A 12,090-nucleotide genomic window follows, 5' to 3' on the forward strand; every position below is an offset into this window, starting at 1 on the left:
TGCATACTTCTCTGTTTCCAGTTACCCTTTCTGAGCCTTCCTTCTAGCCATACACACAAAAACTTAAAAGTTCTTCCTCTTACAAAGAGGAGGAACTTTTGTTGAAAAACGAACTTTGTTATTGATATATAGTGTATTATAATAATACGCTCATCAGTTCCAATGATAAAAAAGCGATCCCTGTTCTATTTTTTAGGTAATAATTATAATTAAAGAAAAACAATGAAATCGAGACGGAACATATCCAATGATCTGAAGTATACAAAAGAGCACTTTGTCTGTGAAAATTATATTTCTGATGAACGATCCATCTTGGAGCCTATAGAGGTAAAGGGCGGCGAATATCTGATACGGGAAGAAGTGGAACGTTTCACGCTTGGATTTATTCTTTCCGGGGAGATGGATATATCGACTGCCGGATCTGTATGCCAACGGGTGGGTGAAAAACAGATGTTTCTCATAGCTGCCGGTGACAATTTTCATGGAAGAGCGATTACGGATATCTCCCTGATGCGTTGTTCGTTCACTAGAGATATGTCCTTATGCAATCGTTTCTCCATTGAACAGTTACAAAAATATATCCCGCTAGGTTTCCAACAAGAAAAATGCGGGATTACCTTACTTCCCATCCATGAATTGTTATTCAAGGAACTTGAAGTGACACGGGAGATCATGCGAACAGGAATGTCATGCATTCATTATCAGCGCATCAAAAAAGAGATGTTATTTATTGAATTGCGCGGATTTTATCAGAAAGAGGATTTGGCTAGATTCTTCGCGCCAATCCTGGGCACGGATAATGATTTCAAGGAAAATGTATTACGAATATATCCACAGGTAGAAACCGCTCAGGAATTGATTGACAGGTTAAATATGTCTCCTAGTGCATTCAAACGAAAATTCCGGGAGACTTTCGGTATATCGGCTCGCCAATGGCTAATTCGTAAAAAAGAACAAAAATTAATCAGGGACATTTTGATGACCAATATATCCATAGCAGAACTCGCTGAAAAATACAAATTTACGGCCAACTATATGACCACGTTTTGTCGGAAACGTTTTGGCAAATCACCGACAGAGCTGCGCTTGGAACACAAGAAGTAAACCTTTTTATAGCCTATACACTATAGTACTGTCTCTTTATTATATGTAGAGGGACAAGATTTTCATGTATCTTCACATCCATCACTACCACTCATCTTATCATGGTCTATTTTTGTAGTTTTAAGGACTACTTTTGTTGCCGCCTATATTTCAATTATATCTACTTTTGCGGTCGAAATAAAAGTTCTTTATAAAACGTTCCCCCTCTTTGTAAGAGGAAGCACTTTTATTCGAGACAAAAATATAATTTCCCAACGAATTACTCAAATCAGAAATCCTCAAATATCCAATTTTCATGGCTTCCCATCAGGGGATACGCTTTCTGAACAGCGAGGTTATCACCCGTTGATTGGCCATGGCAACCATACCGATATCCAACGAGGCTAGGTAGATAGTTGTCACCCCTACGTGACTATGCCCCATCGCCTCGCTGATTACCGTATCACTTGTCCCGCATTGTCGGGCAAGCGAGGCCCAAGTATGGCGGGCCACGTACGATGTTAACGGCTCGTCCAGTTCCAACAAGGAGGAAAGGCTGTCCAGACGCTTGTTATAGACACGCAAGGCACTCGAATACTCCCGTTCTGTCTTTTTTTCCGGATCATACAGGATAGGGAACAAATAGGGGCAGCCCGGATCGGATACCATGTACCGATCTATGATAATCTGCGCCTGCGGGTGTATCTTGACCCTCAACTGACGATTGGTTTTCCTGCGCTGGTAAGTGATACATCCGTTCCTTACTTGTTCCTTTTTGAGATAAGCCATGTCAATAAAGGGCATTCCCTGCATATAGATACTGAACAAAAACAGGTCTCGGGCAAATCCGAGCATCTCCTTGTCAATAAGGGAGAGAATCGCCAGACGTTTGACAACCCCGCCGTCAACGGCTCGCTTGCGAGTTTTTTCCTGCCCGGTGAACGATTTGCGGAAAGGACGCTTGTCCATCTGTATGATCTCCTCGTCTAACGCATAATTGTAAACGGCCCGGAGTTCCCTGTTGTACAGCGAAATGGTATTCATCCTCAGTCCCTCGCCGATTAAATATGATTGGAAATCCTTCATCTGTCCGACAGTCAGATCTTCAATAGCGATGTCCTGATCCCCCCTGAACCGTTTGAAATGCTTAAAGGCGCAAATGTAATTACTCGCCGTCTTCTTCTTGTCCAGCCTTTCGAAATACAAGATTCTTTGTTCAATAAGGTTGAAAAAGCTTAACTTCTTCTCTTTTCTTTGTTGTTTTCCTTTTTTTCTCTCCATACTTTACGTTTTTAATTTAACCAAACATTATATAATACCGTCAACAGCGAGAACGGTAATTCTTTGATTACATAAAATAGGATATTTTCTGGAAATTTCATGGAGAGCAGACGGATACCAGTGAGTTCCCTATAATCAAAGATAAATCAAAACCGTATTGTCACGGGCGTTCCGGCTTCGCTTTCCATGAGTATTTTCCTTGCGACAGGTCGCGGAAAATACACATGGAAACAAACGCCCGGACAAAGGTTTTGATTTCGGGAAGGATTATAGGGACTCACTGCGACCGACGCGACGCATGACCGTGTCATTGATGAAAAAAGGAGGGCCTCCTTTATATCCCTAATAAATCCGGCAGGAAGTACGGGATATATGGGCAGACCTGGCAATGTCTTATGAAAAAACACCGCCCCATGAGAAGACAGGGACTTCAGCTCCCTCTGCTCTGCATAATCCTCCCTTTGCGCCCGTGCCGGCTTTTTCGCCCTTCCCCTCTGCATACCATATCCTTGTTTTCACGGCATGTTTCTCTCACGGAAAACCAGTCTTTCGGACATTTGATGACATCTGATGACACCTGATGACACCTTTTTGAAAATCAGTATTTTATTCGGATTTAGCCCATATTTTTGAAGTGTCAAAGCAATTTATTAACCCCAAAAAGAAAAGGTATGGCACAAGAAAAGAGCCCGAACGAAAAGCCTAGACGGCCCCGGAAACCGAAGGTCATGAACGATGACCCTTTGGTGGAACAGATCACCGAGCTGATGATGATTCATAACAAGAGCGATCCGAAAGCCGGTGTACAAGTGGTCAGCGAGATCGACAAGGACGGGAAGGTCAAGACGGTTCCAGCGGACGAGAAGAATGAAAACTCATTCCTGAAATTCGACAAGAACTCGAGCATACTCGAAAACTTCATCAAGAATTTCTGGAGCCAGTTCAAGGAACCGACCCATTTCCGCCTGCTCCGCATGACCTTCCACGACTACAAGGTGAACAAGCAAGCGATCAAGGACCTGGCGGAAGGGAAAAAGACGGACGTGGTGAAGGAGTTCCTCAAACGCTACGAGATCCGTCCGAGAGAGAACAAAGAGGAACACAACATGAATAAACAAGAGACAGCCATGGCAAAAAAAGAAACGCAACCGCAGGAACCCCTGCAACAGAGTGAGGTACAACAAGCATCCCAGCAACAACAGCAACCGCAGGTACAGCAGGTGCCACAAGAGCCGCAAGGCCCGCGCTATCGTTACAATGAGAACATGATCGACTGGGAGGGATTGGACAAGATCGGTATCTCAAAGGCGACACTCGAACAGCAAGGACTTCTTGACTCCATGCTGAGAGGTTACAAGACCAACAAGCTGGTGCCGCTGACACTTAACATTCCCGGCGTGCTGACAGCCAAACTGGATGCGAGGCTCTCGCTCATACCGCAAGAGAACGGGCAGGTGGGGCTGGCCGTTCACGGTATACGCAAGGAACCGCAACTGGAACGCCCTTATTTCGGGTTTAACTTTAGCGAGGAAGACAAGAAGAACCTGCGTGAGACCGGCAACATGGGACGTGCGGTGGAACTCAACCTGCGTGGCAGCGAGTACACCCCCTGCCTGATCTCCATCGACAAAAACACCAACGAGCTGGTCGCCGTCCGGCAGGAACATGTCTACATCCCGCAGGAAGTGAGCGGGGTAAGACTTACGGACGAGGAGATCAGACTGCTGAAGGAGGGACAACCCGTCAAGGTGGAGGGGATGATCTCCAAGGCGGGGAAGGAGTTTGACGCCACGCTTCAATACAGTGCCGAGCGCAGGGGGTTGGAGTTCATCTTCCCGAAGAACCAGGTATTCAACGAGAAGTCCATCGGGGGCGTGCCACTCTCGCCCACCCAGATAAAGATGCTCAGCGAGGGACATACCATCCTGGTCGAGGACATGAAGTTCAAGAACAGGGACGGAGCTTTCTCCGCGTTTGTCACGATAGACCAGACGACGGGACGGCCGAATTACACCCGTCATAATCCGGAAACCGGAGAAATCTATATTCCAAAGGAAATTTGCAACGTGCAGCTAACAGCCGAGGACAAGGAGGTCCTGCGCAAGGGGCAGGCCGTCTATCTGGAAAACATGATCAACCGTAAGGGAGAGGAATTCTCCGCATTTGTCAAGCTGGACATGAATACCGGCAGGACGATGTACTCACGCACGCCGGATGGGTTCAACGAGCAGCAGGCACCACGTATCCCGGCGGAGGTTTACGGCCATGTATTCACGGCGCAGGAAAAGGCGAACCTCCAGGACGGGAAGACCCTCCTGGTCGAAGGACTGAAAAACAACGGGCAAACGTTCAGTTCCTACCTGAAAGTGAATCCTTATTCCGGGCAGTTGCAGTATTTCCAGGAGAACCCGGATATCCGCAGGGACACTTCCCGTCAGGCGGCACAGACGGATACCGCCCAAGGCCAGCAGCAGGAACAAAAGAAAGGGGCAAAACAAGCGGTATAACCCCGATCAGAGAGAGACAAAATCAGTTTTACAAACATCAAATCCCCAAACCGTATGAATACGAATCGGAACATCCCTTATAATTATAATGTAAAAGATATTGATTGGCCCGGTCTGAAGGCCGTGGGTATTAGCAAGGAGCAACTGGAAGCGGACGGCAACCTTGACCTGTTGTTGCAAGGCAAGGAATCAGAAATCATCCCGTTGAAACTCTGTACCCCGGTAATCAGCCTGACCATGGACGCCACATTCAAACTGGTACCCGGTGACAACAACAAGCCAATCATGGAAATCAACGGCATCCGTCAGGAGGAATCTCCAAAGAAATAACAAAAAAACAAAATAAGTTCAACCTGTCCCCGTACCGCCCAATCCGGTACGGGGCATCAAAAAAGAAGAATATGATCGCAATAGTGACTGACAGGCCCAACGTGGGCAGAGAGATAGCAAGAGTGTTAGGAGCCGACAGAAAGGAGAACGGCTATATGACCGGGAACGGTTACATGGTGACATGGACATATGGCAACATGCTTTCCCTGGCAATGCCGAAGGATTCAGGGACAGCCCGTGTGGAGTGGAAAGACTTTCCCCTGTTGCCGCCTTCCTTCCTGACAGTAAGGCACGTGAAGACGGATACCGGATGGAATCCCGACATCAACGCACTCCTCCAATTGAAGATAATAGCCAAGGTACTCAACGCGTGTGACACCATCATCGCGGCAACCGACGCTTCCCGGGAAGGAGAGATGCTGTTCCGTCATCTTTACGGCTTTCTGGGGCGCAAACAACCCTGCCTCCGCCTTTGGATCTCGTCTCTGACGGACGAGGCCATCACGGAAGGCATGGCGAACCTCCTTCCATGTGACCTGTTCGACAACCTGTTCCTGGCGGCGGACAGCCGTAACCGGGCGGACTGGCTCCTGGGGGTCAATTCAAGCTATGCCATCTGTAAGGCGGTAGGCTTCGGGAACAATTCGCTGGGCAGGGTACAGACCCCCGTACTGGCGGAGATATGCAGACGGTACCGGGAGAGGGAGAATTTCCTGCCAGCCGACAGCTGGCCGGTATTCGTCAGTCTCTGCAAGGACCGACAAATCATAAAACTGCGCCACACGGAAGATTTTCAGGAGTACCGGTACGCGTCAGAACTGTACGGTGACTGCAAGGCGGTACGGAACGCACGTATCGCGGCGGTCAGCCGCGAGAGCGAGGACATCCGGGCACCGGCTCCCTACAACCTGACCGAACTTCAGAAGGACGCGAACCGTTACCACAACCTGACAGCCATACAGGTACAGGATATCACCCAAGGCCTGTACGAAAAGAAACTGATCTCCTATCCGCGTACCGCCAGCCGCCTGCTGACAAGGGACGTATATGACACGTTGCCCGCTGTCATGGAAAAGATTCTTTCCCGCAAGGAATTCCGCCAATACGCCAAAATGACGGACTTTGCCGCGCCGCCAAACGACATCAGCGCACAGGAGACGACAGATCACCACACGATCATTGTCACCGGCATGCCCCCCGGAACATTGAACAAGGAGGAACAACTGGTCTATACGCTCATTCTCGGCAGGACACTCGAAGCCTTCATGCCATCCTGCCGGGTGGAATATACGACCATCGACGTAGTATGTGCCGCACGAAAGTTCAGCGTCCAAACGTACCGCGTCCTGAAAAAGGGGTGGCTCAGCATCTTCGGGCGGGAACATCTTATCGCAAGGGGGGGGATGCCCTGTTCCGCACTTCCGGATTTCTCCCCGGGAGAGCCAGTACCGGTAAGCGGATGCAATATCGTCCGCAAGAGAACACTTCCGGTATCCCCCTATACGGATGAGGAGCTGGTCGGTTATATGGACCGGAGCGGATTAGGGACCGTCTCCACGCGTACCAATATCATCCGCACACTGCTGGAGCGTAAATATATCCGCTATTCAGGCAAATATGTCATCCCCACCCCAAAAGGGCTTTTCTTCTATGAAACGGTACGTGGGATGAAAGTGGCCGACACCTCCCTCACTTCCGGATGGGAAGCGGAACTGGCACGGATAGAACAGGGAAAACTCACGCAAGAGGAGTTCCTGGGAGGGGTACTGGAACAGGTGAAGGAGGTGACCGGTGAGATATTCCGGATCTATCAGGCTAAAAACAACCCGTAGGATATTACGCCACCGGCACGGGACGATTCTCAAAAGAGCAGGGAGTACAGGCTTTCAATGCCGTACTCCTTTTTTCATGGGAGATTGGATAGTTTTTCCGCTTTTAACCGGCAAAGGTCTTGGATTGCCTCGTTTTTGCCGCAAGGCGGCCCCCTTTGGGGGCTTGGTTGGTCAAAAGAAAATCATCCTCGCTACGCTGCGGTATTTTCTTTTGCCAAGCCTTGCGCAAAAAGGCAATCCAAGGGCCGGAGGCCTATAAAATCGGGAAAACATATCCCGATGGGATTATTCATTCTTAAAAATTTAAAGATATGAAACTGCAACTCATCGAAAACATCTGCAAGCGAGTGGTCTCACTGGTCCTGCTTACGGGAATATGCCTGCTCTACAGCAAGGGAATCATTCCCGTGTACCTGATCGTCCTGTTCCTTTTATCGGGAACAATCATAGGATTCCTCTTCAGGGCATTCCTCCTTGTGATAAAAGTCATCCTTATCCTGTCCGTCATGGGCATGCTTGTATAACTCCTAAAATACAAAAAACATGAGAACCGCAACATCCACCCCCTCAGCCCCGATCATGCCGGTCGCATGGCCCGTCACAAAGCGCATAAAACCTGTCAAAAAACGGTTCCCCTGCATATTGGACGAACCGAAAACAATAGGCCACTACCTGGAGCCATTAAAGGACATCGCGTCCAATCCCGACAGGCAGAGACTCCTGAAAGAGTTTTTCCAAGAGACTTATGTATAACTTATTAATATTTTACCATTATGTTTTTTCAAACGATCAACCGAATGATTACGGCAGGCACAGACCTGAGTATCAACATCAGACAAGTGAATGACAAGCTGACCGTGGCCGTCATGCCCCGGCGTGCGGGACTGAAAGACGAGGCCGGGGAACAAATCGTCCCGCTGGTATTGAACGGTACCCCGGAAGAACTGTAAGCATTCGATAAACTCCCCCTTTCATTCTAAAAATGTGATATTACTTTTGTAATCAAAGTAAAAAAGCTCAATTGTTATGTCACATCAATGGACCATGGAAGATTTTGAATCTATTTATTCCCGTTTCAAGTCGAGCGGACTGTCAGTTATGGATTTTTGTTCGAATGAATGTATTCGTCCCAAACGTTTCTACGAGTGGCGTTCCAAGCTGTTGCGCAAAGGCGGCTTTATCCCGGTAAAGGTAAACAGTAAGGGCCAGGTCAGTCTTCCCCATAAGGAGAAATCCCTGCTGTCTGCCCCTCCGGTCAGCCCGTCGCCAATTCCCCAGCCGCTATGTGAGATCTCCTATCCCAATGGCGTCACAGTCCGCTTGAACAGCCCTTTGTCACCGGAGGTATTGCAAACCCTGATATTTTTGAATTCAAACCGTTAGCCTATGTTTTCTTTGAATGAATCCAACAGATATTATCTTTACCCGTATCCGACAGACATGCGTAAGAGTTTTTATACGCTTAGCGGCATCGTGACCAACCAGATGGGAAAGAATGTACGGGACGGTGACGCTTTCATTTTTATCAATGCGAATTGTACCTGTATGAAAATCCTCCATATGGAATATGGTGGTCTGGTGATATACCATATGAGGCTGGAACATGGGCACTTCCATCTGCCGGTCATAAATACGGAGGAAGGTCGGATTAAAGCGATTGAAACCTTCTGGAATGACCTTGTGATGATGGTTCAAGGAATGGACGGCAGCAAGGTCAGGCGTTATAAAAGGAGTGGTTTCCATGGGTTGTAGTTGTAACAAATTATAACATATACAATGCCGTATTCCGGCTGTTTTTTAGTATCTTAGCATCATATTTAAACGATTATGCCAACCGATAAGGAATTACTGATAAAGGATCTCATGCACAAATGCGACTGTCTGTATAGAGAAAACAGCCGGTTGAAGGAGATGGTGTCCACGCAGCCCCTTAAAGCTGCGGACAAAGAGGTGTATGAGGCTTTATTGTCTGACAAGGATGCCATAATCGCCCAAAAGGAAGCAAAAATCAACAGTCTGGAGCAACGTGTATCCTATCTTGAACGGCAGTTGTACGGTAAGAAGGCGGAAAAGTTCATAAAGCCTGACGCCCAGGACCGCTGGCTGGATTTTGAAGGCTTTGACATGCTTCCCCAGGAGGCTGAAGCCGCAGAAGAAGCAGAAAAGGAGTTGAAGGCTACCAGAGAAGCGATCATCGCCCGTAAAAAAGCGGGGAAGCAGCATCCTGCGAGAAAATCCCTTCCGGAGAATCTTGAGCGTGAGGTGGTCCATATATATCCCGAAGGGTATAATCCGGAAGAGTGGACGCTCCTTCCCGGAGAGGAAGTGACCGAGATCCTTATGCACGAGCCCGAGAAGTTCTATATCCGCAGGATAGTGCGCCATACAGCCAAACGGAAGGGTACAAACGAGTTCAAGACCGGCCCGCTTCCCGTCATGCCAATAGCAAAGAGCTATGCCTCTGCCTCATTGCTGGCAGACATGATGATAGGGAAATATGTGGATCACATACCGTTCCACAGGCAACTGGAACAGTTCAAACGTGTGGGGGTACATCTCCCCGCGTCAACGGTCAACGACTGGTTCAAGGATGTGGCGGATTTGCTAAGGCCCCTTTACTTCCGATTATGGGAGCTGGTGATGCAGACTGACTACATACAGTCGGATGAAACGACAATCCCCGTGATGAATGACGAGAGACACAAGACGGTCAAAGGTTATATCTGGCTTGTGCGCAGTGTCATGACCGGACGTCAGTTCTTTTACTATGACAAGGGTTCCCGAAGTGGAAAGGTGGTGCTGAAACTCTTCGGCAAGTTCCGGGGAGCCATACAGACGGACGGATACGAAAGGTACGAGATGCTGGACGCCAAGAAAGGTATTATCCTTCTTGGCTGTTGGGCCCATGCACGCAGACATTTTTGGGAGGCAAGAAAGAATGACATGCAGCGTGCCGACTATGCGCTCGCACAGATACAGTTGCTTTATGACGTGGAGCGTAAGGCTGACGATGAACGCCTGACTTACGAACAGAGGGCTGAACTTAGGGCACGTCTTGCATATCCCATACTTGTGCGCTTCGAGAAATGGCTGGTCAATGAATATCCCAAAGTAATGAAAGACAGTCCGATCGGAAAAGCCATAAAATATACATACGGAAGGTTCGACAAACTCTCCAGGTACCATTTGGACGGTCGTTACAGACCGGATAATAACGAGATAGAAAATAAAGTGCGGCCTGTCGCGTGCGGCAGACGTAATTACCTGTTCTGTGGCAATAATGATGCCGCTGAAGATGCGGCGGTGCTCTACTCGTTCTTCGGCTGCTGCAAGGCTGCCGGGGCTGACTTCCGCACGTGGCTGATCTACTTCCTTGAACATATACATGATTATGACGATGACTACTCGATGGATCTGGCCGAATTGTTACCTGACAATCTGTTATCCAAGGGCAAGATATTATCCGTTACGTCACCGGAATCTCCCAAGAAAGACTCCTGATACCTTCGTAAATCTCGCCTAAACACGGGAAAACTACCGTTTTATGCCAATCAAGACGGGAAAATAGGGAATAAAGTGCCGTTTTTATCTTCATTATCCCCGATAAATAGGGAAAATAAGGGAAAGAATACCCTTTTATACCAATTATGGCGGGAAAGTAGGGATAAAAATATCGCTTTATCACATTTGTCACAGGAAAATAAGGGGCAAAGGGGAAAAACTTCCTTTTATCCGCTCCATTAGTAGGGATAATATCAATTACTATAGAACCCGCACATCTTTGGGTTGAATTGATGTAACAATAAATCATAGAACGATAAAATGAATAAACGACATTATGAACATACGTTACCCAATATACGAGGGAGTTTATCGAATACTTACGAAGAACTGGACATGGAATTCCTGGGAGCGATCACCGCGCCCGTACAGAAGGCGCAGGGCATCCTTACCAACCTGGAAACATTCGAGAAACAAGCGGAACAGGCCATATCACAAAGCAAGGCGGCCAAGTCCGTAGCTGAGAAGGAATCAAAAGAGGTACGCAAGAAACGGGAGAAGATGGAAAAGCTGCTTAAAAAGGCGGAGGACGCCACAGGCGGCAAACGCTATTCCGAGGCGTTGACCTGGCTCAGACAGGCAAAACGGCTGGCCATGCCGGACAAGCAGAAGGAGATTGACGTGAAGATAGCGGAGGTACAGAAAAAAGCGTCCGAGGGCAGTCTCTTCGGAGCGGAACCGGTAATGCCGGAACCACAGCCCGCACAGGTTATCCAACCGGTGGCGCCGCGACTGGTACCCGGTCATGCCCCCCGATATCAGGGAGGGGAACAGATACGGATGTTCGCGCCCGAACAACCGTCCCGCCAATCTCCCCACCAGATTCCGCGGTCGGTACAAGGCCCGCGACCACAACAGGTTCCACACGGACAGGTGGCTTCACGACCAGGATCGGATGGTACACCGGCCGGCTGTCAGCAGCCCGTGAACCGACCGCAGACCATACAATTCCACCAGCCGGTACAGATGCCGCAATCACAGGTATACGACGGTCAATGGCTGCAACCCGTCCCTTCGCAACCGCAAACGGCTTCCACGCAAACCGTTCCCGATAACAAAGGGGAAAGCGAATACGGGGCACGAGCGCAGGACATGGGACAGTACGGCTTCGACAAGGATGACGAGCATGACAGGGAGCTCCTGCGTGAGGACCCTTACGCGGAATATCTCGACTTCCCGGAGGAATACCGCATGAAAGACGAGGCACAAATGGAAATGATATGTTGTTAAACCCTATATAAATACAATTATGGCACTAGAAATTAAAGGATTGCAGAGAGTTTTCAAAATCAGGAAAGGTTCGTCGGAAATAGAGCTGGCCGATCCGGACAACAGCCTGTCCCCGAACGAGGTGATGGATTTCTATTCCATGACCTATCCAGAACTGACCACGGCGAGCGTACACGGTCCGGAATGCGAGGATGACAGTGTGGTCTACCGGTTCAAGACGACCATCGGAACAAAAGGGTAGATATATGGCAAAGAGAATTTCCATC

Annotated in this window: 12 protein-coding genes and 1 pseudogene; 12 read left to right on the forward strand and 1 reads right to left on the reverse strand. The window is 48.6% G+C overall.

Features of this window, described 5'->3' with window-relative positions; all coding sequences use genetic code 11:
* Positions 1 to 360: 360 nt before the first annotated feature.
* Positions 361 to 1,104, forward strand: coding sequence for a helix-turn-helix transcriptional regulator (locus CI960_RS16200; protein WP_232520539.1), 744 nt, complete (start codon positions 361 to 363; stop codon positions 1,102 to 1,104).
* A 306-nt stretch (positions 1,105 to 1,410) separates the two neighbouring features.
* Here CI960_RS16200 and CI960_RS16205 read toward each other — a convergent pair whose 3' ends face one another.
* Positions 1,411 to 2,364 (reverse strand): site-specific integrase, encoded by a 954-nt coding sequence (locus CI960_RS16205; RefSeq protein ID WP_008778580.1) that lies wholly within the window; start codon positions 2,362 to 2,364, stop codon positions 1,411 to 1,413.
* A gap of 671 nt (positions 2,365 to 3,035) precedes the next feature.
* On the opposite strand from CI960_RS16205, the gene CI960_RS16215 reads away from it, so the two are divergent.
* The 11 genes and pseudogenes from CI960_RS16215 (at position 3,036) to CI960_RS16270 (ending at position 12,065) form a co-directional block, all read left to right on the forward strand.
* Positions 3,036 to 4,871, forward strand: a complete 1,836-nt coding sequence (locus CI960_RS16215; protein ID WP_008778581.1) for a DUF3945 domain-containing protein — start codon at positions 3,036 to 3,038, stop codon at positions 4,869 to 4,871.
* A 54-nt stretch (positions 4,872 to 4,925) separates the two neighbouring features.
* Positions 4,926 to 5,201 carry a DUF4099 domain-containing protein gene (locus CI960_RS16220; RefSeq protein WP_008778582.1) on the forward strand — a complete coding sequence of 92 codons (276 nt, stop codon included), beginning with the start codon at positions 4,926 to 4,928 and terminating at the stop codon, positions 5,199 to 5,201.
* Positions 5,202 to 5,272: 71 nt separating this feature from the next.
* Positions 5,273 to 7,033 carry a DNA topoisomerase gene (locus CI960_RS16225; protein WP_008778583.1) on the forward strand — a complete coding sequence of 587 codons (1,761 nt, stop codon included), beginning with the start codon at positions 5,273 to 5,275 and terminating at the stop codon, positions 7,031 to 7,033.
* A 311-nt stretch (positions 7,034 to 7,344) separates the two neighbouring features.
* Positions 7,345 to 7,557, forward strand: a complete 213-nt coding sequence (locus tag CI960_RS16230; RefSeq protein WP_008778584.1) for a hypothetical protein — start codon at positions 7,345 to 7,347, stop codon at positions 7,555 to 7,557.
* Between the two features lie 19 nt (positions 7,558 to 7,576).
* Positions 7,577 to 7,786 carry a hypothetical protein gene (locus CI960_RS23705; protein WP_008778585.1) on the forward strand — a complete coding sequence of 70 codons (210 nt, stop codon included), beginning with the start codon at positions 7,577 to 7,579 and terminating at the stop codon, positions 7,784 to 7,786.
* A gap of 20 nt (positions 7,787 to 7,806) precedes the next feature.
* Positions 7,807 to 7,980: pseudogene (locus tag CI960_RS16240) on the forward strand (PRTRC system protein E); the annotation flags it as partial.
* 79 nt (positions 7,981 to 8,059) lie between these two features.
* Positions 8,060 to 8,416, forward strand: a complete 357-nt coding sequence (locus CI960_RS16245) for a hypothetical protein (RefSeq protein WP_004319780.1) — start codon at positions 8,060 to 8,062, stop codon at positions 8,414 to 8,416.
* A 3-nt stretch (positions 8,417 to 8,419) separates the two neighbouring features.
* The gene (gene tnpB, locus CI960_RS16250) at positions 8,420 to 8,785 is read left to right on the forward strand and encodes an IS66 family insertion sequence element accessory protein TnpB (protein ID WP_004312010.1); all 366 of its coding nucleotides are present in this window, start codon (positions 8,420 to 8,422) and stop codon (positions 8,783 to 8,785) included.
* A 75-nt stretch (positions 8,786 to 8,860) separates the two neighbouring features.
* Positions 8,861 to 10,534, forward strand: coding sequence for an IS66-like element ISBf10 family transposase (locus CI960_RS16255; RefSeq protein WP_004312011.1), 1,674 nt, complete (start codon positions 8,861 to 8,863; stop codon positions 10,532 to 10,534).
* Between the two features lie 321 nt (positions 10,535 to 10,855).
* On the forward strand, positions 10,856 to 11,824 hold the full coding sequence (locus tag CI960_RS16265) for a hypothetical protein (RefSeq protein WP_005864577.1): 969 nt from the start codon (positions 10,856 to 10,858) through the stop codon (positions 11,822 to 11,824).
* 19 nt (positions 11,825 to 11,843) lie between these two features.
* Positions 11,844 to 12,065 carry a PRTRC system protein C gene (locus CI960_RS16270; RefSeq protein WP_005828787.1) on the forward strand — a complete coding sequence of 74 codons (222 nt, stop codon included), beginning with the start codon at positions 11,844 to 11,846 and terminating at the stop codon, positions 12,063 to 12,065.
* Positions 12,066 to 12,090: the final 25 nt, after the last annotated feature.

The organism is Parabacteroides sp. CT06, from assembly GCF_002257605.1.
Classification (GTDB): domain Bacteria; phylum Bacteroidota; class Bacteroidia; order Bacteroidales; family Tannerellaceae; genus Parabacteroides; species Parabacteroides distasonis.